Origin of the sequence: Lysinibacillus sp. NPDC086135 (genome assembly GCF_044746345.1) — a bacterium.
GTDB lineage: Bacteria > Bacillota > Bacilli > Bacillales_A > Planococcaceae > Lysinibacillus.
On the sequence record NZ_JBIVCA010000014.1, the window covers coordinates 1 to 26,020 of the forward strand.

Genomic DNA, 26,020 nt, shown 5'->3' on the forward strand with positions numbered 1-26,020 from the left:
GCCTCGCATTAATGGCCGTGAATTTAAGAAAATTCACAGCCATTAGCTAAAAGCTATCTGGAGACAACATAAAAGATAGAGAAATCCGACTTTGAGTGAATTCAAAGTCGGATTTCTCACTAATTGAAGCTAGTTATGTCCCAGCCTCCTTAAATAAGGTGATGTAAAGCTAAATTAGCTTTATGCATTATTCTCGCTATTTGTGATTGGTATTAACCAAGGCTCTATTGTTTAATACATGAAAGTTGCGCCGATAATAATTAAAAGAATAAATAGAACGACAATTAGAACGAAAGATGAGCCACCGGAGCCACCGCCGTAATAACCACCACCGTAATAGCAATTGTTATTGTAATTACCCATATTACCGTAGTATCCCATGTAATTCCCCTCCTTTCTATGTCTATTATATGTAAAATTAAAGAAAGCTAAGGAGGTATTCATCATATTGGTAGAATTAGGATGAGGTTATTTTTTTGTATAGTTAGCCGTCTAATAGATGATAGGTTAAAAACATGCTAACCACTGGTCATATCCAATAGGGTATGCTTTTTTTATGTAAAATGGGATAGCAATGTCTTAATAAAAGTAATGGGTGAGGTGAGAGTTTGCTATCCCAAACACATTGTATGTAAGGATACAAGAATACATAATAAGGAAATATTGTAGAATGAACAGATATGATAGTTGGAATGGAAAGGGTGTCCTTTAGTCATTTAGTTTACATAGTGCCAAGTGCCATTCAATTTGTTGTTCTCCAGTAACCCTATTTCTATCCATTCAGAACATAATGATTTTTGTAAACGAAACGTCTATTTTCGGGAAACCTAAATTTGATTAATTTGGTCTGAAGCAACTTATTTTTATACTCTAAAATTATTTAGTAATGGTAAAAAAGGTTGCTGTAGACCCACTCGATATTCGTCTGATATCATAGTTGAGGTATTAATTGACGGAAGAAGATTAAGGATATTTGAGGAGAATTTCTTCCTTTATTTTTATTTACAAAACCCTTAATCGGAGGAGAAATAAATGGTTAGTGAAAGAGAACAGATTAGCAAAAAAGTTGCATGGATTGTACTTGTATCCAACCTAATTCTAGGGAAGTGAGGCTGTATTTGCAGACGGAATTCACTCTGGTGCAGATGTAGTAGCTTCGATTGCTGTGCTAGCAGTCGTAGGTATCTCTAATAAGCCACCTGATAAGGATCATCCCTTTGGGCATGGTAAAGCAGAGGTTATTAGTGAAGCGATCGTTGGAATTATTTTGATATTAGTTTCACTCTATATATTAGTAGAAGCAATTTTAGCATTTTTTGAAAAACCCAGTGTACCGCAGTACAGTGCATTGATTGCAGCCATAATTTCTTATATAGCGAAAGAAATATTGTATAGATACTCCATAAAACAGGGGAAAAAGTGAAATAGTAAGGCTATTATAGCGATTGCACTAGATCATAAAGGTGATATTGTTGCTTCCCTTGCTGCATTTATTGGAGTCCTTTTAGCGATAATAGGAAATGCAATTGGATGGACATTTTTGTTATACGCGGACGCTATTGCAAGTGCTTTAGTAGCATATTTTGTTTTTAATATCGCAATGGAATTAGTTAAACCTTCTGTTGATGTATTAATGGAAAAAAGTGTGGATCAGGAACTTTTAGACGAGTATGAAGCTACTATTTATGAATTTAATCAAGTAAAACGAATAGACAAACTCCGTGCAAGAGAACACGGTCACTATTACTCAATCGAGTGGTTTATTTTTTGTAATTCTATACAATAAATCTTTATGTGAAGTACCAAAAAGAAAACAGCTCTAGAAAAAATTTTTGAATGAGTGGAAAATCTATTGCATTTATTATTTAACAAGCATAATATAAGTGTATAGTTATATATAAATTTAATCACCTGTAATTGGTTAGGTGATTTTATTTTAAATCATATATAAGTAAATGATTATATAAAGGGAGCATATAAATGGAAAATACACTAATTGAAAAACAATTAAAAGCAGCAGCTGACTTGAATCGCATTAAATTACTTGCATGTATGAAAAATGGGGAGGCATGTGTATGTGATTTTGTGGATGTTTTAGGCATTTCACAACCAGCAGTTAGTCAACATCTTCGAAAATTAAAGGAGGCAGGTATTATTACAGAGCGAAAAGTAGGAACTTGGAAACATTATCGTTTAGTGGAGGATCAAACGCCTTTGATGAAGGGTATTTTAGATCAGATTCAGCCTGTGACTGGATGTGATTGTAGCACCGACTGTTGCCACGTAGGGGGAAATGTAAATGAAGAATGAATCCTTAACTAAACAGCTCTCTTTTCTAGATCGCTACCTCACCCTTTGGATATTTGTTGCGATGGGTATCGGCGTTTTATTGAGTATAAAAATGCCCAACATTGGTGAAGCATTAGAATCAATGTCGGTTGGTACAACATCGATACCTATTGCCATAGGGCTAATTGTAATGATGTATCCACCGTTGGCAAAAGTAAAATATGAGGAAATGTGGCGTGTGTTTAAGGATTGGAAAGTTCTTTTACTGTCACTTTTCCAAAACTGGTTACTGGGTCCGTTCTTAATGTTCTTTTTAGCCATTATCTTTTTGCGAGATTATCCAGAGTATATGGCTGGTCTGATTATGATTGGTTTAGCTCGATGTATTGCAATGGTAATCGTGTGGAATGATTTAGCTCGTGGGGATCGAGAATATGTTGCTGGTCTAGTTGCATTTAACTCCATTTTTCAGATCTTAACATATTCGATTTTTGCTTACTTTTTCTTAAATGTCTTACCTGGTTGGTTTGGTTTAGAGAATTTTAATGTGTCCATTTCCATGTGGGAAATTACAAAAAGTGTTCTTATTTACTTAGGAATACCATTCGCTGCCGGATTCCTAACGAGATTGATAGGCATTAAAACAAAAGGAAAAGAGTGGTATGAAGAAAAGTTCTTACCAAAGATTTCACCACTTACTTTAATTGCACTTCTATTTACAATTGTGATGATGTTTGCATTAAAGGGCGAAAAATTAGTCGAACTACCACTCGATGTGGTACGAATCGCTATCCCATTATTCATTTACTTTGTTGTGATGTTTGCTGTTTCATTCTTTTCTTCTCGTAAAGCAGGTGCATCTTATCCTGTCACAGCAGCTCTTTCGTTTACAGCTGCTAGTAACAACTTTGAGTTAGCAATTGCTGTAGCTGTAGGTGTTTTTGGCCTTCATAGTGGAGTGGCATTTGCGGCTGTTATCGGTCCTCTTGTCGAAGTACCTGTACTCATTGGACTTGTATGGGTTGCCTTACGCTGGCAGAAAAAATATTTTAAAACCATTAAATTATAAGGAGCACTTACTATGACAAATACACTTTATTTCTTATGTACAGGGAACTCTTGCCGTAGTCAAATGGCTGAGGGGTGGGCAAGAAATTTATTGCCTACAGACTGGGCAGTCAAAAGTGCTGGTATTGAAGCACATGGAGTAAATCCGAATGCTATCAAAGCTATGACAGAGGTAGAAATTGATATTTCGAATCATACGTCGGACCTAATTGATATCGAGACATTAAATAATGCAACACTAGTTGTTACTCTTTGTGGAGATGCAGCAGATAAATGTCCGATGACGCCATCTCATGTACGTCGTGAGCATTGGGGATTTGAAGATCCAGCAAAGGCGTCAGGTACAGAAGAAGAGAAGTGGGAAGTTTTCCAAAACGTACGTGATGCTATTGGAAAACGTATTGAACAATTTGTAGCTGAGGAGTTGAAATAAAATGAAAAAAATTCATATTTATGAGCCAGCAATGTGCTGTTCTACGGGCTTATGTGGACCATCTATAGACCCAGAGCTTTTACGCATGTCATTCGTAATGAATAATTTAAAGAAAACAGATATAGAAGCTGAACGTTTTAATCTTACAAGCGAGCCGAATGCTTTTGTGGAAAATGAAGCAATCAATCAGCTTCTAATGTCAGAAGGTATGGATGCCCTGCCTGCAACGTTTGTAGATGGAGAATTACTTTGTAAAGGGAAATACCCTACTAATGAGCAATTTTCACAGTGGTCGGGACTTTCAGAAGAAGAACTATTACAAAAACCAAAAGTACGCTTCTCAATAAAAGGAGATGCGTAAAAATGGAACGCTTTACAAGAAGTCAATTTCCGGACACCCCTTTCCTCTTTTTTACAGGGAAAGGGGGCGTTGGAAAAACATCCGTTGCTTGTAGTTTATCAATAGCTATTGCGGTTGAGGGAAAAAAGGTGCTGTTAATTAGTACGGACCCAGCATCCAACTTACAGGATATATTCGATCAAACACTTTCTAATACGCCTACAAAAATTAAAGGGATAGACAATTTATTCGCATTAAATCTAGATCCTGAACAGGCGGCTCAACATTACAAAGAGCAGATGGTTGGCCCATACCGAGGGAAACTGCCTGATGTAGTTCTTCAAAACATGGAGGAACAACTTTCAGGTGCATGTACAGTTGAGATTGCAGCATTTAACGAATTTGCAACACTGTTAACGGATCGTTCAGTGATTGAAAATTTCGATACAATCGTGTTTGACACAGCTCCAACAGGGCATACATTACGTCTATTACAACTACCTTCAGCGTGGTCTACGTTCTTAGATGATAACACTACTGGTACATCTTGCTTAGGTCCATTAAAAGGATTAGAACCACAACGTGAAATCTACAAAGAGGCTGTAGAACGTTTAAAAAGCGCCAATCAAACGACATTAATGCTTGTGACACGTCCAGACGGAAACCCTTTAAAAGAGGCTGCACGTGCTTCTCATGAACTGTTTGAAATCGGTATTCAAAATCAGATCTTACTAGTTAATGGCTATATGAAAGAGCTTAATTCTAATGATGAAATAGAGAAGGAATTCATAGCACGCCAAACAGAAGCATTAGGGTTAATTCCTAAAGAGTTAAAACAATTTGAACAATACTATTTACCTTTTGTACCATACTCATTATCAAATATTGAGCGAATGCAAGCATGGATGACAGATACGGTTATCATACATGAAAATGAATCAGAAAAAGGTACGACAATACCAGAAGTAGAGGGAATGATTGCTCATTACTTAGAACAAAAACCGAAGCTTATTTTTACAATGGGCAAAGGTGGGGTTGGTAAAACAACAATTGCTTCGTATATTGCCCTACGATTAGCAGAAGAGGGCATGCATGTGCATTTAACTACGACAGATCCAGCAGCACATCTAAATTGGACATTCGGTGATGACAAAGTTAAAAATGTAACGGTAAATCGTATTGATCCGAAAGTAGAAGTTGCAAATTATGAGGCAGAGGTGCTTGCAAAAGCGAGCGAAACGATGAATGAAGAAGGCTTAGCATTTGTAAAAGAAGACTTGGCTTCACCTTGTACAGAGGAAATTGCAGTATTTCGAGCATTTGCCAATGTTGTAGAAAATCATCAAAATGAAGTAATTATTATTGATACGGCTCCAACAGGTCATACGTTGTTGTTACTAGATGCGACAGAAGCTTATCATCGTGAAATAAGCCGTTCGCAAGGTGAAATCCCTCCAGCTGTTTCAAATCTGTTACCACGTTTACGTGATGCTAGTTATACAAGTGTAGCCATTGTAACACTTCCTGAAGCAACACCTGTTTTTGAAGCAACACGTTTACAAAATGATTTACAGCGAGCTGGTTTGTCTGTTGATTGGTGGGTTGTCAATCAAACATTTTCATCTATTGAAACAACTAGTCCAACTTTAATACAAAAGCAACAAGCTGAAACAAAATGGTTAGAAGAAATCAAATCCATTAGTAATAATCAATTCGTGGCCATACCATGGGTAAAAACACCACCAGTTGGAACAAAAGGCTTACATGAACTTAAAGGAGAGAAAATCAAATGAAAATGAGTCCAGAAGGTAAAAATTATTTAGAGCAGGTATTAGCTGATTCTGAGGTGAAAACACTTCGTTTCTTTGGCATTCCAGGTTGCTGTGGAGTTAATTTAGGTGTGGGCTTAGAAGCACCAACGAATGAAGATGCTGTAGAGACAATCGAAGGTATCGAAGTTGCCATTCATCCAGATATCGCACCTCAATTAACAGAAGTCACAATTCATGCAGAAGAAGAGAATGGTGAACTAGGTTTAGTGTTAGTAGGATATTCACCAAAGTCTTGTTAAGGAGTTGCAGAAATGAAAAGAGAAGATGATATTCGTGCTAATGTACGCGAAAATTACGGGAAAGTAGCCTTGAAATTAAATAGCACACAAGGATGCTGTACTCCAGCTTCTAGCTGCTGCAATCCGAATGATAATCAAAATATTTCCATCGAAGAAATTTCGCAAAAAATGGGCTATACAAAAGAAGAACTCGCTTCTATTCCCGATGGAGCAAATATGGGACTTAGTTGTGGTAATCCACAAGCAATCGCAGATTTGAAGCCTGGAGAAATTGTTGTCGATTTAGGTTCTGGCGGTGGTTTCGATTGCTTCTTAGCTGCACCAAAGGTGGGGAAAGAAGGTCAGGTAATTGGCATTGATATGACACCTGAAATGATTTCTAAGGCACGTCGTAACGCAGAAAAGCCAGGTTTTGAAAATGTAGAGTTTCGATTAGGTGAAATTGAACACATGCCTGTTGCGGATCATACAGCTGATATTATCATTTCAAATTGTGTGATTAATCTTTCGCCAAACAAACAACAAGTATTCAAAGAAGCCTACCGTATTTTAAAAACGGGTGGACGTTTAGCGATTTCAGATGTTGTTTTAACGGCAGCCTTGCCAGAGAGTTATTTAACAGATATGAATTTATATTCTGGTTGTATTTCTGGTGCTGTTTCGATTGAAGAATATGAAGAATTTTTAAAGAATGCTGGCTTTACAAATATCTCAATCGTATCAAAAGACGAGTCAAAAGAATTTATCCGTGAATGGGAACCTAATTATGATTTAGAAAACTATATTGTCTCAGCTATTATTCAAGCTGTTAAATAAAAGGAAGAGAACAACGATGACTGTTAATCATGCAAGTGTGTTAACAAAAGAATATTTCATTTCTTATTTAACTCTAATTATGAAGAGTAGAGAATATACATTACCCCAAGCTGAATCATATGCCCTTGATTTCTTCTTTAAAGGAGATATTGAGCGCTACGAACCTTCAACATGGTGCCAATTCGAGAAAGCCATAATTGAAATTAAGAAATAATGATTGAATTTACGTCTAGCTTAATGCTAGACGTAAAAAATAAACTGTATATAAGAAAATGCTTATATTAAATATTTATAGAGGAGAAGGATTTTTTATGAAAACACTTAACATAATTAAACAAAATGGTTCTTGCTGTACTACTGTTAAAGATATCGAGGTACAAGAAACTTTTAATATTTTAAATAAGAATTTACCTATCGTAATAATTGGTGCTGGTCCAGTCGGTTTAGCTGCAGCTGCTCATTTAGTAGAACAAAATCAGTCCTTTATTTTACTAGAGGCTGGGAATGAAGTAGCTCATAATATTCGCACTTGGGGTCATGTTACATTATTTTCTCCATGGCGATATAACATCAATAAAGCTGCCAAAGCTTTACTTGAGGAATCGAATTGGCAAGAACCTAACTTAGAAACATTACCGACTGGGCATGAGTTAATTGATCTCTATTTAAAGCCTTTAGCAGAGTTAGCACAAATAAAACCTTTCATTCAATTAAACTCAAAAGTAGTGGGAGTTTCACGTCAATTTAATGATAAGATGAAATCAAAAAATCGCTTAAATCAGTCCTATAAGGTATATATTGAAACGGAAAACGACACACATGTCATTGAGGCTAAAGATGTTATTGATGCAACAGGTACATGGGGGAACCCAAACCCAGCAAACTCTACAGGTGTTTGGCTACAAACTGAAAAAGTATTAGCTGAACACATTGAGTATGGAATTCCAGATATAAAAATGAACACTTCAAGATATGCAAATAAGAAAATTGCTGTTATTGGCGGCGGTCATTCAGCTATCAATACCTTATTATCTTTGGCTGAATTACAAAAAGAGAGTCCTTCAACGAAACTTGTTTGGATTATGCGCAAGAAATCTGCTGAAGAAGTATATGGTGGGGAAGAAAAAGATGCCTTGAAAGCACGTGGTGCTCTAGGTATACGTATTCGTGAATTAGTAGATGCAGGTAAGATTGAAGTGATTACACCATTCTATATTTCAATGGTGAAGAAAGGTGAAAAAATAAATATTGTTGGTTCCTTAAATGGAGAACAAACGGTATTAAAAGGATTCGATGAACTCATTGTAAATGCAGGAAGTAGACCAGATTTTTCAATAAACAGCGAACTACGTCTTTCCATTGATAATGTAACAGAGAGTTTGGAAGCATTAACACCACTAATTGACCCTAACGTGCATAGCTGTGGAACAGTACGAGCACATGGAGAAGAAATATTAAGACAGCCAGAAGAAGGTTTCTATATTGTCGGCGCAAAAAGTTATGGACGTGCACCAACATTTTTAATGGCAACAGGTTATGAACAAGTCCGATCAATAACAGCTTATTTAGCAGGTGATGAGGAAGCTTCGCAACGTGTGGAATTAGATCTACCAGAAACAGGAGTATGCAGTAGTAATCTTTCTAGCCTATCAAATACATGTTGTTAATTGGAATGGGGGATATGTTTGTTTGATCAGCTATTTATAGTGGGAATATATTTGTTAATTATTTTAATACTTTCATATTTTACACTTGAATATCTGAAAAATAAAATTAGTAAGCAACATTTTCTAATATGGTTAATTGGTGTTTTTTTAACTGGACCTATAGCATTTATTATATATGTCATTTCGAATCAGAAAAAAGAAGCATAACTAGTACAAATATAAAATGAGGTAAGTCCGATGTGGAAAATCTATAACGTTTAATTACTTGACTGTTAGCGAAAGCTAGCAGTCCTTTTTGAACATAATAAGGGGGGAAATGAATGGACGCAGTATTCATTAATAATATGGAGCAAAAAGATTTAGCAGAGGTATTAAAGATTTATAAAGAAGGAATCGAAACAGGGATGGCAACCTTCGAAACAAATGGTCACGGCTTCAACCAATTATCTGGCATCATTGAAAGTGATGAGACTTTCTTTCGTGAATCTTTAAAAGGTCGTAGATTTACACATCGCAAACCAAAAAAACGAGGAGAAAAGGATGAAAAACGAGGCATTTCAAATCAAAAAATTGCTGTAGTTGTAGCACAAGATCGAAATAACAATATTATTGCGAGGATGGCGGGGAGAGGTCGTGTAAAAGCAGAAGAAATTGATATGGTTATCGGGGGTTATATAGCCCATTCTTCTTTGTTATGCACGGATACAGCTACCAATTATAAAAAATTTGCAGCAGCAAAAAATCTTAAACACGAAACAATTAATCTTAATCAAAATCAACGAGTAAAAAAGGGGATATTCCACATACAACACGTTAATAACTTCCATCGCCGTTTGAAAGGGTGGATGGAACGTTTTCAAGGTGTTGGTACGTATTATTTGGATAGTTACCTCTACTGGTATCGTTGGCTTGAGATACATAAAAACTTGGCATTTGAAAATCGCGTAGAGCAAATGCTTATTTCAGCTTGTCAAAAATCTAACTATTTTACAGTTGAAGCATTAAGACAAAACAAAAAGCATCTTTATTCAGATGCTTTTTAAGCAGATTTCAGAGGTTTCATCGCTATGATGAATGAATATCTGAAAGAAAATGTGCAGTAGAGTTATTTATCTTTTAGGGGTTTTACAAAGAATGAAATGAAAATAACAGAAAGCCCTATAGCAAAGAATATTATTGCAATAGATTTATTTGAAATAAATGAATTGTATTCTAGGGTACCAGTTAATCTCGATAATCCGATTGAAAGCGAAAAGATGCCTAAAACATATATGATATATCCAATTTTAGAATGTGTTTTCATTTCATAACAACTCCTAATATTTAGGTTAATAACTTTTATAAGGATAACATGATTAGGTAATATTTGAAAATATGGATTGATTCATTTACTGCACAATATGAGTAAAATAATAAATAAGGTAATCCACTACTTATTACGAATTATCCAAGAATTTATGAGAAATCATATTTAAACCATCTGAATGCTTTAGTTAAAAATTCGGTTTGCGAAATATCAAAACTAAAAGATAAAGTACATTCCCTACACATTTTGTAGAATTAATCTGTCTTTATGTTGCCTTTAGAAAACAGCTAAAAAATAATAAGAAAATCAAAATTTGATAAATAATTCTAAACTACATAAAAATGAAGTTGATATAATTATATTTATGTAATATCATTATTATGAAGCGCTTCAAAATATTGTTAATTTTATAAAAACAATGTAGTCTACTTTTGGATACTGTCATATAAAGGATAGGCATATGCAAGTTACTGGTATGGATGATTTAACTATAGGTAATGCTAGTCAATTCTGGGGTTCTTATAGCGCGTTAGGAATGATGGATTTAGTAATGCAAGTTGTAGATGGTACAACAGTTTTAAAACCTACAAGTAATCCGAATAGAAAAACTAAACAAACGTATATTAGTCTGGAAAGTAATAATGTTCTTGTAGTACTTCATAAAGGCAGCGATTGGGCAGGCTATGGTAAGTACGATTGGGTTGTAATATCTGCATACCCTATAAACTAATCTATATATCAAGATTTAACTAAGATTGTTGAAATAATGTCACAAGACATCACCTTTGAGCCCTTATTAACTCTAGTAAGAGTTTCCAAGGGCTCTGTGTATTTTCGGCCAGGTTAATATCAAGTATCCTTTGGGTATGCTATCCCATTTTTATACTTTGGCTTGGAAAACCATAATTAATGAGTTTCCTAATATTAGTTCTGGGATTCTTACAGCTGATGGTGACTCATTTATACTTTACATATCAGAATAGATTATTAATTATTTAGAGGTTTGCAATGACGATAGAAATGAGGAATTATATATGAAAAGGACTTTAGTTGACAAGGCAAAGAGTATTTTAGAAGGAATTGAAATTGGATTTTTTGATACTGCAAAATATTGGGATGAGGATAATTATGATGAATATTATAGATACTTTTCACATCCAGATATCGAAGTCAGAAAGTATTCGCTTCTAATTTTTGCAGCTGGTCTGGGTAATTGGGTAATAGGGTCAAGTATTATCTTTCGCCCAATTAAAGATCAAAAAAAAGAAAAGAGCTACAATTCATCTAAAGACAGGACTTATAATTTTGAAGATTATGTTAGAGCGTTTATCGATAATAGAGATGCAATTAAACAAGAGTTCCCAATTTTATACAATGCAATAATAAGTTATTTAATTCAGTTAGATAATACAGAACAATTAAATTTTGTTGAAATGCAATTGTACTTGGTTCTTAGACAGATGCTAACTGACTCAGGCCTTAAAGAACATAAATATAACTTTAATGACCTATTAAGAGAAGTTGGGCTTCCTACTTTTTTTAAAGATTAAATGAGATGGCATATCAATATTAAGTGGAGTTAGAACTTGATGCAAAGACATTCGAAACAAACATTCTTTCTAGGGTTTGCAAAAAATAAAAGCCAGAGTTTACTTTACAAGTGCCTAATTTGTAGATTAACTCTGGTTTTCTGTTGTGTTGAATCCTTTTCCTTATAGAAGCAACAATCTTTGAGAAAACAGCCTTATTAAAAGTGTCCGGAAGTTCTTGGCCATGTACATATAGAGAATGGCACCTGTATATAAGACATAATTAACAAAATATCTATGCTGTCGGGTCCTTTTACAACAAGAAAAGACCCGAAGTTCTTATCTTAAATTAAAAATAATATAGTTAACTATAGGAGACCCGAAGTTCTTATCCCAAAAGACCTGAAGTTCTTGTAAATGTACAACAGATATTATGGGTAGTTGACGTATCTAAGCCCTCCTCCACGCCAAATAATTTAAGTTTACATAATATAAATTATAGGAAGTTGCGTATCAATGAAAAGTATACTAATAACATTGAGACGAAACGGCTATGTACATGGACATCAAAGTCTAAACTTTACTTCATTATCAAAAAAGTTTAGACTTTGATGTCTTCTTTTTTATTCCTCATAGGATTCACTCAAATGTTTCTACTATAAAAAAATAAAAAGAATCCATAAAAAACATGATTGATTAAAATGGATTCTTTTATTTTTTTATTTTATATCGAAATTTTCTTGGACGTTTCTCACTTAATTACAATAATAATTAGATGTTTTTTCATACTTATTTTACCATTTTATTTCAGATTAGTTTTGGATAACAAACATTTATATGTAGAAATACTGTTTTTATTACTAAATTCCCACTTCCTAAATTCTTTTCATCCTGAAATTTAAAACTATTTTCCATGATTTTTTAACTTAACTATTGTATTGTATCTTTAAAATAATAATTTGATAGTCACTGTAAATTCCAAGCTTGCGAATTAAAACAGTAAAAGAGTTTGTTGTTGCACTTCATCAGTTTTATTACAACTATCTTCTGCATGATATGGATTAACACAGAAAATACAATCCTCTATGTTCGATGATTCATCCATGATTAAATTTCCGTTATCGACTTGTTTCTTTAAAGACAATAAAACATCCATATAAATATAAGGTCTCTTCATTACACCTATAGAAAATCTTTTATCAAAACCAAAATCATCAGCCATAATATGACTAATCGCCACCGCGCTATGCTGACCATTCAATACAAGCGAATATGCTATATCATTAAATGTCGCACCATAGCTGAGTTGTGCTTTTACTGTGTCAATTAGTTTGGCATCCTTCTCCCTTTTTTCTTGCAACAATCTTTCAATGCGCTCATTTTCCTGTTGTTGTCTTTTATACTCAGCTTCGCGTTGAGCCTTTCTCTCAGCTTCCAACATATCATCAATCTTTAAGTAATTCTTCAATTTGTCTTCTTGTTTCCTGACGCTTTTCAAGTTCAACTTCACGCTGAATTTTTCGTTGCTCTTCCTCTAATGCTTCTATTTGTTAATGTTTATTTAACCTATTTATTTGTCGATCTAAAAACGGAACATTCATTTCGATATGTTTTATAATGCTTTCAGAAACTACTGTTTTATCAGGGAGTCTTTCATAGTATTCATAGTAGTACTCATTATTCTCAGTTTTCCATAAGAGTTCATCTAATTCATAATCAATTTTATCTAATTCATTAATAACTGCATCTATTTCATTCACTTCAATATTTAAAAATGCACTCAAGTGATCCTTTCCATATTGAATTTTATTATGAGTTATCTGATATTCAATTGTAAACATGTATCGTAACCGCCGACCACAAGCACATCGTCCTCCTAGATTACCTGGACTTATTTTACCTTTTAAACTCAGACAAATTAGAATTATCTATGTTAATCCTATATCAATTATACTTTTAGGCTAATTTATCAAATTAATCTTGTCTAATTTAGAGACTATCAAATTTGTCTAACTTAATTAATTATAATTATTGTAGATTTGATTTCTTTTCAATAAAAAGTGTCTGACTTCTATTATAATATTTTCATCGGTATATTATTTAAAAATGTAAATCTTTTCGAATAATATTTAAAAACTAATTTTAGTTATACCTCCTACTGTTTAATCTAGTGCTCCTAAAAATTACATTTAAAGGAACATATGTATCGTAGTTTACTCGAACCTCATTTAAATACCCTATTACAAATAGTAATTTTAATATGAGCAAAATGCTTCCTGTAAAAAAAATATATTTGCTATTGAATTTCTGTTCAATTTTTTATCCCCAAACCAATAATTACGTTTTATTAGGAATTAGTAAACAATATCATCTTTTACCTTCATTTTAATATATTCATTCTATTTATTAAACAAATTATGGAAATGTCTCACGGAAAAATAACCTTATGGATAGGCTATTTTTATTTTTTTAAAATAAAGAACTGAGAGCCGTTCAAAGGCTTTTTTTTGTGAAGAATTATGTTAGTAAACGTGCAAAAATGGGTATTTAAAAGATTGAGTGGTTTGACAAAAGTAACAACCTGTTGTTAAAATCAAGTTGTTACTTTTGGTAGTAGAGTGAAAAATTTTTAATAAAGGGTTTCTTAGGAAGTCGCTAAAACTCTAAGTTTTCAAACTAGGGGGATGAAAAAAGATGAAATTGAAATCTGTAGGACTCACTTTAGGGTTAGCTATTTCGTTACTTTTAACAGGCTGTGGAGATGGAGATAGTAAAAAAGACAATGGCAATTCAATAGGAACTACGCCAAGCATAGGGGAGCAAGTGGACTATAAGATTATAGGAATAGAACCAGGAGCTGGGTTGACTGGTCTGGCGGAAAATACTATAGAGAAATATGAAAACTTAAAAGGCTGGGAGCTTGAACAAAGTTCTACACCTGGGATGTTAGGTTCATTAGAGCAGGCTATTCGAAATGAAGATCCAATTATTATTACCGGATGGACACCACATTGGATGTTTTCATCTTATGATTTGAAGTTTTTAGAAGATCCTCAAGGGACATTAGGTGGATCGGAAAATATCAATACACTTGCGCGTAAGGGCTTGGAAAAAGACTTACCGGATGCGTATACAATTTTGGATAGATTTTATTGGGAACCAGAAGATATGGAAGCTGTAATGTTTGAAGCACAAACGAGTTCATTTGAAGATGCAGCAGACAAATGGATAGAAGAAAACCAAGACAAAGTAAATGAGTGGACAAAAGATACGAAAAAAGTAAGCGGAAAAGAAATTGAATTAGCTTCAACACCTTGGGATTCAGAAAGAGCTTCGAGTAGTGTATTACAGGCTGTATTTGAAGAACTCGGATACACTGTCACAATCACACCTGTAGATCCTGCAATTATGTTTCAAGCTATCGCTACAGGCGTAGCTGATGCAACAGTAGCTGCTTGGTTACCAACAACACATAGCTCTTTTTATGAAAAATATAAGGATGACTTAATTGATTTAGGTGAGAACTTAAAAGGTACAAAAAATGGATTTGTAGTTCCTGCATATATGGACATTGACTCAATTGAGGATTTACAGCCTAAGAAGTAATAAAAAGTTAACTACTGAATAATTTTGACCTTCAAACAGCCTTTCACATATTTAGCCCTAAAAATGCCTCGATGTTTATCTCATCGAGGCATTTTCACTTTTAAAGATACTTTAACATATGTTTATTTTTAATAGAATCTTTTGTTACATCTATTATATTGACAGATATCTATTTCACATATATAATTTCATCGTTTTGTTTGTAACGTAATTTCTTACTCTCTTGATTCTTTTCAAATCCAATTAACTTATTACGACCGTCTTTGGATTTCGCTTTTGAGCTTAGATATTGATGATAAATATCAATAGGGTCTTCATTATGAGGTATCTGAATATTATTAGATTTATGCAATTTATTTATGGATTTTTGATCTCGAAGACTATGTGCTCTGATTCCCCACTAACATCTATTTTATGTCCATCAAATTCTACCTTTTCAAAAGGACGAATTGGCGTTTGTGTTTGAAATTCTGTGAAATTTGCACCAGTATTTTTAGCTAACATTTTTGATTCTTCACCGGAACGAGCTGCTACAGCAACAAAATGCTTATTCGACAGAGATTTTAAATAGCGTTCAACAGATTTATAAGCTTTCGTTTGTGTATTTAATGGATACTGATTAAGTTCAATACCAGATACAATTTCTCATAAACCTTTGATGAATAGTTTTAGTGCTTAAATTTCTTTCCCTAACCTCACCCTTTTTATATGCATTTAAGAAATCTTTTTCAATTTGGTCTTTAAGACCTGGGTATTCTTCTAATAATTGCTCGAAAGGTGCATTAATAGTTGATTGAACTCTCATGTACGGAATTAGTGCTCTGAAACCGAATAATCGACCATCCGTATGTGTTTCTAAACATCTCTTTAGTAATCTATAGACTTCAGATTTTTTAATTCCATACCATGAACAAATATTATCAATCGTCTCGTTACGTTCAATATACGCAACAACAGCCTGTTTTCGATTAATGTAGATTTCTTTCTGTTTAGCAGTAAGGCTATCTTCTAGTACACTTGGCCACTCTAAAATATCTGATTTACTTATGCTTTGATATATATTAGAGTATTTCCCCATTGATTTGTGACACCTCCAATTTAGTTCCAAAATAACATGTATCTAGGTTTGAGTTTATTTGTCCCCTATACAATAAAAAAGCGATGTTTTTTAAGACAACAGTTTTATCTACCTTTAACAAATCTGAAAATTCCGAAACTTATAATCGTTCTTTAGCTTTTATAATATCTAGGTAATCATCTAATGCAACGAGTTCCTTTATATCAACATTTTTTAAAATGCTTAATAGAGACTTATAGTTTGATAAAAGCAAACGGTTTTCACGAACTTCTCTTTCAGTTACAATTCTATGTCTAATACATTTTTTTGTAGCCCATATTTGTTGAATCTCTATTTGCTCTTTTACTTTATTCTTAGTTAAATCATTAGAGTATTTACTTCGACTATTTCTTCATCACCATTATCATAAAGAATCCACATATCCGGTATAGAAGTTCTGATAGTATTATTGTAGGGAATTTTAATTAGAAATGGTTGTTCGCAAAAGTTGATGATAGATGGATTACACTCCACTGTCAACCAATTATCATATTCCAAATCGCTATAAAGAAATACTTCTCTATCTATTTTAAGACTTTTTGATTTCCAATGAATATTTCCATACTTATTGGAAATATTCGTTACAAGAGGATTATACACATGAACAACTCCTTCGTAATTTATAACATTCCCAATATTATAAATACTTTAAACTTTAATGTCCGAAAATAAATCATCAAATATGTTTATTTTATTGGTTTTATAGTTAGACTTTGGTGTCCTTTTACAGGCTACAAAAGTGTAAAATCGTATTTCTTTAAGAGCTCGCAAAAACTTGACTTGTGTATATAAAAATTTAAATCCGTTTGTACTATGAGTCTTGATCAAGTCAAACGTTATTTGTAACTAAATATGTTTAATCTTATGCCGACACCCAATATCACTAATCATCCTAAAGCGTGTGAAAATACGTAATATCTGCCATAAAATTTTATTTTTAACACGCTTTCACTGCTTACTATATTTAGGCGTCGGACTGTATTTTTTGTAATGTTTGCACGAATGTCCTTTTTTCATAATGCATAAAATGCAATCAAACTACCTTTGAAAAATTTTTGGTCACTATAATAGCCATCATTTTCCTTACGAATGACACAAATGCGTGTGAATAGCCTTTATTCGACGACGTGATAGCTGTTCAGCTTTTATGAATTGATTGATAATACGTACTTTCAGGCACCACTTTCAGACACCTTAAAATTGCACACATCGCAGGTTGATGCTCGCTTTCTTTCGTAATGTGGTCGATTAGCTCTTATCTTCTATATTTGCGTGAATATAATAATAGCCTTTTTTAAAAATTTCTAGTTCTTGTTTTAAACGAAGTTTTCCCTCCTGGTGGCCGCTTCTTGTACAGTTAACTCTCCATTTCTTTCAATACACTAATTATAGAAATAATTTTCTGTTGTGCATTCTCCGCTTCAGGGATTGGCATATCAACAAACACATGATTCATTTTAGGATAAACAAAAGTATCGATTTCAATTCCCTGTTCTGTTAGTTTTTCATCAAGTCTTATTGTATCTGGATATAAACATTCATGTGTTCCAATAAAATGAGTAATCTTCCCAAGTCCTTTAAAGTCACCATATATTGGACTGATCAACGAGTCTTTTAATTTTTTATCAGCTGCCCAAAGATTTGTAATGACTTCCATTCCTTCCCTAGCTAACATCGGATCCTTTTCTTCATATTCAGTTATATGAGGATTTTCAAAACTCATATCAACACATGCAGACAATAAAATAATATCTTTTGGTTGCGGCAAATGGTTCATTTTTAAAAGATGAGCCAGCCCAAGTGCTATATTGCCGCCTGCCGAATCTCCCATGATGGTCAATTGCTTGGTACTTTCAACAGTTTCAAGTATTTCTTTATAAAGGTTTAGGATTTTTGAATAAGTATCTTTATAGTTAAAATGAGGTACTTTAGGGTAAATAGGAGTAATTATTTTCGCATTTAAAGATTGCGCTATTTTATCCAAGAACCACCAGTGAAAATTTAAAGGTTGATTCGTCCAAGCACCACCATGTATATAGAATAACTTTTTGCTTCAGGGACTCTTGTTCATTTAATGTGAAAACTTGCATGCCCTCGAATGATTGCTCCTTAACATCATTTAAAAATTGAACATCGTCCCCAATAACATATGGTTTTATATTTTCAGTTCCCATTTGCTTAACAAACTGTTCGGTGTTTTCAATACTAGAAAAACTCTTTTTATTACTTTCGGAAGTTAACAATTTTTCAAATTGAACACTTTCTTCAGAACGTTCTCCGGTATAAATTTCTACACTCATTTTTTATTTTCTCTCCTTTAAACATTTTTCTTGGTCATGTTTCATAACACGGTATGATTGGAGATAGCCATGTATCTCTTTATCAAAAGTTTTTAACAAGTTGGATAGAATGTCTTACTTAATGGAACGGAGGCGTTTTTGATCTATACTGCATCGTTTACAGGATACAGGTTGAACTATGTTTCAAGGTCAAAATAAAAAATTTTAAAATCCTTTTTCCATCTCGTAAAAAAGTGAGCATGAGCCTCCATTTCAACTATTATAATAAATGTATTCCCTGAATTTTTCCATTTTGCACCTGATAGCCATGTTTCTTTTAGGCTGTTTTCTAAAAAATAAATGGATGATCAAATTTTTACCTAGAGTGCCATTCCATTACAATCATCGTTTACATTTGCATTATGTGGATTTCCATTCATATTGAATATCAGCTAAATTTCCTTCATTTTCGTGTCCTCTACCTATGATTGCAAATCCTTGCTTTTCATAAAATCGTTGTGCAATTACATTTACTTCAAAAGTGTGTAATGTTAATCTCCCGCTTGATTGTGCTTTTACTTTATCTAGTAATGTATGACCTATACCGATTCCTTGATAATCTATATGAATATATAGCTGGTTTATTTCCCTTTCATTATAGGCAATCATTCCAACTACTTTTTCATCAATTAACGCTAAATCTATTTGAAACTGTTCAGATAATATATGGTTTAAAAAATAAACGTGACTTTCAAAGTTGTGAATTTCTTTCTGACCAATAGCCTGTTCCTTACTATCTCGCCACATATCCACTGTTTGTTCAGCGTATTTGGGATTATACTGAGTAATAATCATTTTGTATTGGTTCACTACAATACCTCCTCAAGTTTTGTTTACTGCTTTCTATATTATTTTCCTGATGTAAATTCGATGAATAATACCTGTTGCAGGTATTTTAGCATTTATAAAGCTTTTTGCTAGTTTCTTTTATAAACAGCTCCGTTAGCCATCAATGAAGCGCAAAGGAAGTTGAAAAGCAAAAAACCGCCTTCTTTTATTTGTAGTTGATTTATCTCTTAATGTTCCTGTATGTAACTTACTGACTTCCCTCTTTAGCTCAATTCACCGGAATTAGAACACATGTTCCCGACCCCGTAAAATTAGCATTTTTCTTGAAAAATTTTAAAAAAGACAGCGAGCTTTGCATTCACGCTAAGATCAATTTTCTTGTTGAAAGTAAAGTGGACACTCACCCCTATCATCCATAGATTTCTATGAGATTTGTGTGCCTCAGGTATGTGCTTTGCCTTCTGATTCCGCGATACCACAGACCCATTGCTATCGGCTAACCATCCCTTCTATCTTCCCGCTTCTGAACCTTCCACCCTAGAGTTCCTACGTATGCCGAACTTACAATGAAAAAGAGACGCATTTCTTCGCCTCTAACTATCTTCCCAAAAGCTGACTATCCTTTTTTATAAACGTAGCCCTCGATTTATTGTTTCAATTATGCCCTAACACCTTTTCTTTCGCTACAGGAAGATCTTTTTATTTAAAGACTGTTAGTGTAAAACATAAAGTTAGGTTTCCGGATGAAGAAGGAAAATTTCCTAAAGAAGAGTAACAAAAAAACAGAGTTAATCCTAGGAAATAGGAAAACTAACTCTGTTTTTATACTATAAATCTTGAAGTTCATTCACCGTGATAAACGTATAACCCTCCTTTGAAAGTTCCTGTAGTATACCTTCAATTGTTTGGAGCGCTTTGCCCGTTTTATCATACATTGGATGCAGCAAGATAATCGAACCAGGTTCAATATTCTCTGTCACATATTTTACTTTGTCAGAAACCGTTGTGTAAAAAGTATCTGGCTCAAGGTTCCAAGTTATAGTTTCTCTTTTATGTTTATTTAAGTAATAAGGCAACCCTATCAACTTTTTCCCATTAGGTGGCCGAACATCAATTTCACCTTTGTATCCTGTATTTTCAATCAATTGATCGGTCTTTTCTATTTCATCTTTGTAGTAAGCGGGTGTTTTGAAAATCATCCGATTATGCGAATAGGTATGATTCCCAATTTGATGTCCTTCTTCTGCAATTTTTCTTGCTTCCTCTGGAAATTTTTCTATTTCTGTACCTATGAGAAAAAAGGTAGCTTTAGCATTGTACTCTTCTAATAGCGACAATATTTGATTTGTGTTATCTGCCGGACCATCATCAAAAGTTAAAGCAACCACTTTTTGATTCGTCTCTACTTGTTTGGTTAAGCCCCCAAATAACTGATACGTCCTAGAATTTATTAATTTATAAGTGCCTAGTAGGAGAAGGAAAACGAACAGAATCCCTATCCCAATCAATACCAACTTCTTTTTCACAGCAATCCTCTTTCCATACAGGAGTTTTAAATACAGTTTACCATTTTATTAGCGTTAGTCCTTCCAAATCGAAAGCAACAGCCAAAAATAGTCTGTATTCTTGTCCTCGTCAAAATCCAACTTAGAAAGTCCACCTGAATACTGTTCTTCTTCCTATTCTAGGTCTTTTCTTACTTAGCTTTGTTAGGGCTACCGATTTTAAATACCAGCATTGTTAAGCGCTGTGGAGCGTATTTGCCGAATAGGAATAAAACACGTAGATAAAAAAAGAATCGTAGCTATCAAAAAAGCGCAAGTTATCAATGTTGCTAAAATTGATTTCTTGTGCTTTTTAAGGTTTTAACTTGTTATATCTGCCTCTTTGTTTATGTAGCTAACAAGAGCCTTATTGTATTATACGTGTGCCTGCTTTTCCTTCTAATGCAGCAACCGCTTGATCCAACGAACAAATAATTGCTTCTTTACCTAATTTCGCAAATTCGATAGCTGCTTGCATCTTTGGTAACATACTACCTGGTGGAAATTGTCCTTCTGCAACATATTGTTCAGCTTCTTTTATTGTAATTTGGCGTAATTTTTGTTCATTTTCTTTACCAAAATTTATATATACATTTGGTACATCTGTTAGCATCATGAAAACTTCCGCATTTACCTGTTGTGCAAGCTTTAATCCTGAACGGTCTTTATCAATTACCGCTTCAATACCCTGTAATTGTCCATTATCTTCCCGATATACAGGTATACCACCACCCCCAGATGAAATAACAATCGTATCATCGATTAAACGTTTTATTTCGTCTATACCATGAATCACTTGTGGTTCTGGTGAAGGTACAACTCGTCTGTATCCACGCCCCGCATCTTCTAACATCGTATAGCCTTGTTCTTCTAAACGTTTCGCTTCTTCTTCCGAGAAAAATACACCAATTGGTTTAGTTGGATTTTCAAATGCTTGATCCTCTTTATCGACTTCAACCATTGTTAACAATGTAACCACATTTGCATGAATGTCTCGTTCTTGAATATGGTTTTTTAAAGCTGTTTCCATCATATAACCAATGAAACCTTGTGATTCTGCGTTACAAACATGGATTGGTAGTGGTTCGACTACATGTTTAGCAGCTTCGTTTTGGGCAATGATATTTCCCACTTGCGGGCCATTGCCGTGTGTAATGACAATTTTATGCCCCTCTTCCTTCATTTCTATCATATGACGAGTTGCAGACACTACATTTTTGAATTGATTATCATAAGTTGCTTTTTGTTGCGGCTGTAAAATTGCATTACCGCCCAATGCAATAACTACACTCTTTCCCATTTCCTTCACTCCTTAATTAACGACATGTAAATGCCATATAACGTATCCATCCCAGATGAAGAGCCAACTTCTATAAGACTTTTCATGCTTTCTAAGGATGGATCATGCTGTAATGCTGTAATCTTCGAACTAAATACACCATCTAAAGCACATGTTAAAAAGCGCTTACTGACAATGGTCGTTAAAGGTTCCTTGATTAAAGCTTTTAAAGTTTCAAGATGTTTATGTTCGATAAAATTATTTAAAAAATGCCCGTACAATATGCCGACCAGTATATCGTCACCAGTTGGTGTTAAACCTTGTCCACGTCCAATAAAATAACGGAATATCTTCTCAAGATTTTGGGTTGGATCATGTAATCTATCGATCAAAGCCAACACACGTGCTCGTTCAAAATCTGTTGATTCATAGGATGTAAATGAAATGTATTCGAAATTTTCTTTTAGTCTATTGATATTTGCATGATCAAAATCCATATATAACGGTAGTATTTTTACATTAAACACCAATTCAAAACAGTTATGAAAGAGTCGATTAGTGTGAAATGTTAATGTATCGCCTACTCTTATATAGGACTTTATCGTTTGTTTAGTTTGACGATCAAGCAAGATGCCGAATGGAAATGTCCCATTTTCGTCGGTACCAGCAAATATCAATTCACCATTTCGATCAACCATATTCAAACCTTTTTCAAAAATACTGTGCACGGTAAAGGTGTTTCCTTCATTCAATAATTCAAGTGCGATTGGACCAACCGCACTTGCTTGTAAAATCATCCTTTAAAACCTAGCTTTTCAGCATAGGCTGTGATGGCTTTCTCAAAACATTCGATTGGCGGGTGTACTGTACCGGCACCAATTTGTCCATAACCCGCAATTTTGTGGGCAATCCCTGTATTGATGACAGGTGTTATTCCTGTTTCAACAACTTTCCGTGCATCGATCCCTAAACATGCGCCTTTGAAGTCCCATGTTGGAATGACATAGTTCGGGTTTTCGCCGATACAAATTTCAGTCATTTGATTACTTATTTCAAGCGCATCATTAAATCCTCCTGTACCAACGAAGCGGGTAACTGCAGGTGCCGCAATCATCGCCATACCGCCAACACCGATTGTTTCTGTAATAGCTGAATCGCCAATATCTGTGTTGGCATCTTCTGCTGAATAACCAGTGAAGTATAATCCTTGTGGGGTATTAACAGGACCAGTAAACCATTCGTCTCCCATACCCGCAATACGGATACCAAAGTTTTCACCGTTACGGCACATTGCGGTAACAACTGTACCGTGTTCGATAGTACGTGCTGCATCCATCATTGCTTTACCAGTCGCCATAGCAATATTTAAGAAAAATTGGTCTGTGTCAGCTAAAAATTGGATTACTTCTGTACGTTGTTCTTTTTCAACGTCTTCTAATGATGCAATGACTGGAGATAGTTCTTTTAAAAATGCAAGTGAAGCTGCAATATTACGCTGGTGGAACTCATCACCCATTGCAATAGCTTTTGCAATCAATACGTTGACATTCAAGCCTTCATCAAATGTTTTTAATGCTTCACTTAATACAGGACCTAACACATCTTTCATCCAGTGTAAACGATTGATGACTTGCTCATTGTAGGCGCCAAAGCGTAAAACTGCTCCAATGCCTTCGTTCATTTGACAGTACGCTTCATTACCACTTTCTTTGTTTACAACAACGAGTACTGGCATGTTAGGTGAAGTGATACCACCCATTGGTCCAACAGCATTCACATGGTGACATGGAATGAATGTGATCTTTTCGCTTTCAAGTAATTCACGTGCATTCTTTTCGTCTTCTGCCCATCCTTCAAAAAGGATTGCTCCAACACAGGAACCTTGCATAGGATCTGTCATATTTTCATATTTAATGGGAGGCCCAGCGTGCAATAACACATAATCTTCCAATTCAGGAATCACAGATTTCGCAGGTACAACATCCGTTAAGAATGGTGCTGCTGCTATGATCTTCTGGATAACGGCTTCGTTCGCTTCATTTATTGTTTTGTAACCCATTAGATTGTACCTCCTTCATAATAGTTTAAGAATTGAAGTACTTTCATTAACTTCTCATCGCCACCAGCAATTGGACGCCAGTTAAATTGAACACACTCAGTGCCACTGTTTTGAAGAGCTTCCGTAAAGCTTTTTAGCCCAATATTGATGACACTTGGTTTCATATTAATGAAGGACATAATTTTCTCATCGACTGCCAAGTTTTCTTCTGTATAATCAAATTTTTGTACATCAACGATTGGTTGTTCCACTGTACCGCCTACAAGTTGGATAGCTGTGCGAACCATTTGATCGTTTGTCTTACAAATAATTGCACCACTCTCTTTTAAAATCTCAATTTGTTTATCATAACCTTGGATGTCCTGTGCTGTACCAACAACCGTTGCAAGTACTGCAAGTTGACGACCATCTTGACGTGCACTGTCCAAAATACGCTTGATTGTTGGTGCTAGTTCACTAGCCATATCTTCATGACCGCCGTTACCAATCACGTTATCAATCATAATGACTGCTATTCCAGGGTCGTCCATAGATTTTTCAAGCATTTCGATACGTTTTTCAGGATCAATCATCGGGTGTGGTTTACCTTTTGTATATACATCATCACCTAAATCAATGATTTCATGATTGTTTGTTTTTAAAACATAGCTAACGCTTTTCTCTTCAGTCATTGTATCTTTGAAAGCATCTCTCACTAGCATCGCTGCTTCAGATGCTAATGTTCCGCCTGAATAATAACCTTTAATACCAACTTGTGATTCTTTTAATACAACGTTCACATCAGCTGTTGTCGGTTCAAAATTTGGTTTGTCACCATTTGATAATTGGACAGCTACAACCGCTGCTTCTTCAAGTGTATAAGCATGATAGATGTTCTCTTCTTGGTAAGAAGGTTTGTCACCTAAAAATAACGTTACAACTGGTTTGTCAATATTTCTTAATAGGTTTAATACTTTGCGCTGTACTTCCTCTGCAGGTGGTTTAGAGATCACGGTAATGACTTTTACTTTCGGATCTTGGTTTAACGCTTTGATGCTATCTAACATCGTGATCGCACCAACTTCTGTCGATAAATCACGTCCACCTGTACCAAGTGCGTTTGTCACACCTTTACCATAACGGTCAATAATTGTTGTTACTTCTTGGATCCCTGTACCTGATGCACCAACAATACCAATATCGCCTTCGTTTACATTATTGGTAAAGGCAAGAGGTACGCCGTGAATAAGTGCAGTACCACAGTCTGGACCCATCACTAATAACCCTTTTTCATGCGCTTTTTGTTTCAATTTCACTTCGTCTTCTTTAGAAACATTGTCACTGAACATGAACACATGTAAGCCTTCGTTCAATGCGTTTTCCGCTTCCATCGCTGCATATTGACCAGGAATTGAAATCAATGCTAAGTTCGGATTGTTCGCAAGCTCCATTGTACGTTTCCAGTTGTGAGCTTCTTGACCTTTAGACGTATTTTGTGAATCTGAATCACCTTTTAAAGCGATTTCTACTTCTTCTTTCACTTCGTCTACTTTTTCTTCTTGGTCTGTATCTACAACGATAACGATATCATTTGGCTTTGCTTTTTCTAATTCATCCGTGCCTAAGCCAGAAGATTTAAAAATGTCTTTGTTCGCTGGTGTTCCCATCATGATCGATACTTTGTTTACACCATCAATTGCAGACAACTTGTTGGATAAAAGCATTAACACGATGGAGTCTTTATAAGTGTTTTCTTTTATAATTGTGTATAACATGATGATCCTCCAAT

The 26,020-nt window shown here is 34.5% G+C and carries 25 protein-coding genes and 3 pseudogenes; 14 read left to right on the forward strand and 14 right to left on the reverse strand.

The window, feature by feature from the left end:
• Nucleotides 1–231 precede the first annotated feature (231 nt).
• Complete coding sequence (locus ACIPKN_RS17490) at nt 232–363, reverse strand: YjcZ family sporulation protein (RefSeq protein ID WP_400938665.1); 132 nt, start codon at nt 361–363, stop codon at nt 232–234.
• Between the two features lie 669 nt (nt 364–1,032).
• Between ACIPKN_RS17490 and ACIPKN_RS17495 the strand changes: the two are divergent.
• From ACIPKN_RS17495 to ACIPKN_RS17545, 11 genes and pseudogenes are all read left to right on the forward strand, one after another.
• Nucleotides 1,033–1,744, forward strand: a pseudogene (locus ACIPKN_RS17495) (cation diffusion facilitator family transporter); the annotation flags it as partial.
• Between the two features lie 236 nt (nt 1,745–1,980).
• Nucleotides 1,981–2,310: an ArsR/SmtB family transcription factor gene (locus tag ACIPKN_RS17500; protein WP_400938343.1), complete on the forward strand. Its 330-nt coding sequence runs from the start codon at nt 1,981–1,983 to the stop codon at nt 2,308–2,310.
• Nucleotides 2,300–3,358 (forward strand): ACR3 family arsenite efflux transporter, encoded by a 1,059-nt coding sequence (gene arsB, locus ACIPKN_RS17505; RefSeq protein WP_400938346.1) that lies wholly within the window; start codon nt 2,300–2,302, stop codon nt 3,356–3,358. The genes ACIPKN_RS17500 and arsB overlap by 11 nt, the downstream gene beginning before the upstream one ends.
• Nucleotides 3,359–3,370: 12 nt before the next feature.
• Nucleotides 3,371–3,790: an arsenate reductase (thioredoxin) gene (gene arsC, locus ACIPKN_RS17510; RefSeq protein WP_400938348.1), complete on the forward strand. Its 420-nt coding sequence runs from the start codon at nt 3,371–3,373 to the stop codon at nt 3,788–3,790.
• Nucleotide 3,791: 1 nt separating this feature from the next.
• Nucleotides 3,792–4,151 carry an arsenite efflux transporter metallochaperone ArsD gene (gene arsD / locus ACIPKN_RS17515; RefSeq protein WP_400938350.1) on the forward strand — a complete coding sequence of 120 codons (360 nt, stop codon included), beginning with the start codon at nt 3,792–3,794 and terminating at the stop codon, nt 4,149–4,151.
• 2 nt (nt 4,152–4,153) lie between these two features.
• Nucleotides 4,154–5,923, forward strand: a complete 1,770-nt coding sequence (gene arsA, locus ACIPKN_RS17520; RefSeq protein WP_400938352.1) for an arsenical pump-driving ATPase — start codon at nt 4,154–4,156, stop codon at nt 5,921–5,923.
• Complete coding sequence (locus ACIPKN_RS17525) at nt 5,920–6,201, forward strand: Fe-S cluster assembly protein HesB (RefSeq protein WP_376070251.1); 282 nt, start codon at nt 5,920–5,922, stop codon at nt 6,199–6,201. Before arsA ends, ACIPKN_RS17525 begins: the two co-directional genes overlap by 4 nt.
• A 12-nt stretch (nt 6,202–6,213) precedes the next feature.
• Nucleotides 6,214–7,017, forward strand: coding sequence for an arsenite methyltransferase (locus tag ACIPKN_RS17530; RefSeq protein WP_400938356.1), 804 nt, complete (start codon nt 6,214–6,216; stop codon nt 7,015–7,017).
• A 16-nt stretch (nt 7,018–7,033) separates the two neighbouring features.
• Nucleotides 7,034–7,231 carry a hypothetical protein gene (locus ACIPKN_RS17535; protein ID WP_400938359.1) on the forward strand — a complete coding sequence of 66 codons (198 nt, stop codon included), beginning with the start codon at nt 7,034–7,036 and terminating at the stop codon, nt 7,229–7,231.
• A gap of 97 nt (nt 7,232–7,328) precedes the next feature.
• Nucleotides 7,329–8,684, forward strand: a complete 1,356-nt coding sequence (locus ACIPKN_RS17540; RefSeq protein ID WP_400938361.1) for an NAD(P)-binding domain-containing protein — start codon at nt 7,329–7,331, stop codon at nt 8,682–8,684.
• Between the two features lie 413 nt (nt 8,685–9,097).
• A pseudogene (locus ACIPKN_RS17545) lies at nt 9,098–9,727 on the forward strand (IS1595 family transposase); the annotation flags it as partial.
• A 62-nt stretch (nt 9,728–9,789) separates the two neighbouring features.
• Here ACIPKN_RS17545 and ACIPKN_RS17550 read toward each other — a convergent pair.
• Nucleotides 9,790–9,987 carry a hypothetical protein gene (locus ACIPKN_RS17550; RefSeq protein WP_400938364.1) on the reverse strand — a complete coding sequence of 66 codons (198 nt, stop codon included), beginning with the start codon at nt 9,985–9,987 and terminating at the stop codon, nt 9,790–9,792.
• 463 nt (nt 9,988–10,450) lie between these two features.
• Between ACIPKN_RS17550 and ACIPKN_RS17555 the strand changes: the two genes are divergently transcribed.
• Entirely contained in the window at nt 10,451–10,720 is a 270-nt protein-coding gene (locus ACIPKN_RS17555; protein ID WP_400938367.1) for a hypothetical protein, read from the forward strand.
• Nucleotides 10,721–11,024: 304 nt separating this feature from the next.
• Nucleotides 11,025–11,540: a hypothetical protein gene (locus ACIPKN_RS17560; RefSeq protein ID WP_400938369.1), complete on the forward strand. Its 516-nt coding sequence runs from the start codon at nt 11,025–11,027 to the stop codon at nt 11,538–11,540.
• A 970-nt stretch (nt 11,541–12,510) separates the two neighbouring features.
• Here ACIPKN_RS17560 and ACIPKN_RS17565 read toward each other — a convergent pair.
• Nucleotides 12,511–12,987 (reverse strand): hypothetical protein, encoded by a 477-nt coding sequence (locus ACIPKN_RS17565; protein WP_400938372.1) that lies wholly within the window; start codon nt 12,985–12,987, stop codon nt 12,511–12,513.
• Between the two features lie 82 nt (nt 12,988–13,069).
• Nucleotides 13,070–13,360, reverse strand: a complete 291-nt coding sequence (locus ACIPKN_RS17570) for a hypothetical protein (RefSeq protein ID WP_400938375.1) — start codon at nt 13,358–13,360, stop codon at nt 13,070–13,072.
• Nucleotides 13,361–14,213: 853 nt separating this feature from the next.
• On the opposite strand from ACIPKN_RS17570, the gene ACIPKN_RS17575 reads away from it, so the two are divergent.
• Nucleotides 14,214–15,125 carry a glycine betaine ABC transporter substrate-binding protein gene (locus ACIPKN_RS17575; RefSeq protein WP_400938378.1) on the forward strand — a complete coding sequence of 304 codons (912 nt, stop codon included), beginning with the start codon at nt 14,214–14,216 and terminating at the stop codon, nt 15,123–15,125.
• Between the two features lie 357 nt (nt 15,126–15,482).
• Here the strand turns inward: ACIPKN_RS17575 and ACIPKN_RS17580 are convergent, their stop codons facing one another.
• The 10 genes and pseudogenes from ACIPKN_RS17580 to ACIPKN_RS17625 all read right to left on the reverse strand — a co-directional run bounded on the left by ACIPKN_RS17580 (nt 15,483) and on the right by ACIPKN_RS17625 (nt 26,006).
• A complete protein-coding gene (locus ACIPKN_RS17580; protein ID WP_400938380.1) occupies nt 15,483–15,629 on the reverse strand; it encodes a hypothetical protein in 147 nt (48 codons plus the stop codon).
• A gap of 121 nt (nt 15,630–15,750) precedes the next feature.
• Nucleotides 15,751–16,203 (reverse strand): hypothetical protein, encoded by a 453-nt coding sequence (locus ACIPKN_RS17585; RefSeq protein ID WP_400938382.1) that lies wholly within the window; start codon nt 16,201–16,203, stop codon nt 15,751–15,753.
• A gap of 357 nt (nt 16,204–16,560) precedes the next feature.
• Nucleotides 16,561–16,842 carry a hypothetical protein gene (locus tag ACIPKN_RS17590; protein ID WP_400938384.1) on the reverse strand — a complete coding sequence of 94 codons (282 nt, stop codon included), beginning with the start codon at nt 16,840–16,842 and terminating at the stop codon, nt 16,561–16,563.
• A gap of 757 nt (nt 16,843–17,599) precedes the next feature.
• Nucleotides 17,600–18,542 (reverse strand): annotated as a pseudogene (locus tag ACIPKN_RS17595) (alpha/beta hydrolase fold domain-containing protein).
• Between the two features lie 399 nt (nt 18,543–18,941).
• A complete protein-coding gene (locus ACIPKN_RS17600) occupies nt 18,942–19,391 on the reverse strand; it encodes a GNAT family N-acetyltransferase (RefSeq protein WP_400938387.1) in 450 nt (149 codons plus the stop codon).
• An 806-nt stretch (nt 19,392–20,197) separates the two neighbouring features.
• On the reverse strand, nt 20,198–20,896 hold the full coding sequence (locus ACIPKN_RS17605; protein WP_400938389.1) for a polysaccharide deacetylase family protein: 699 nt from the start codon (nt 20,894–20,896) through the stop codon (nt 20,198–20,200).
• A 385-nt stretch (nt 20,897–21,281) separates the two neighbouring features.
• Nucleotides 21,282–22,214, reverse strand: a complete 933-nt coding sequence (gene arcC / locus ACIPKN_RS17610; protein WP_400938392.1) for a carbamate kinase — start codon at nt 22,212–22,214, stop codon at nt 21,282–21,284.
• Nucleotides 22,215–22,219: 5 nt separating this feature from the next.
• On the reverse strand, nt 22,220–22,990 hold the full coding sequence (locus ACIPKN_RS17615; RefSeq protein ID WP_400938394.1) for an oxamate carbamoyltransferase subunit AllH family protein: 771 nt from the start codon (nt 22,988–22,990) through the stop codon (nt 22,220–22,222).
• Nucleotides 22,987–24,252, reverse strand: a complete 1,266-nt coding sequence (locus ACIPKN_RS17620; protein ID WP_400938396.1) for a YlbE family protein — start codon at nt 24,250–24,252, stop codon at nt 22,987–22,989. Before ACIPKN_RS17620 ends, ACIPKN_RS17615 begins: the two co-directional genes overlap by 4 nt.
• Nucleotides 24,252–26,006 carry an acyl-CoA synthetase FdrA gene (locus ACIPKN_RS17625; RefSeq protein ID WP_400938399.1) on the reverse strand — a complete coding sequence of 585 codons (1,755 nt, stop codon included), beginning with the start codon at nt 26,004–26,006 and terminating at the stop codon, nt 24,252–24,254. Before ACIPKN_RS17625 ends, ACIPKN_RS17620 begins: the two co-directional genes overlap by 1 nt.
• Nucleotides 26,007–26,020: the final 14 nt, after the last annotated feature.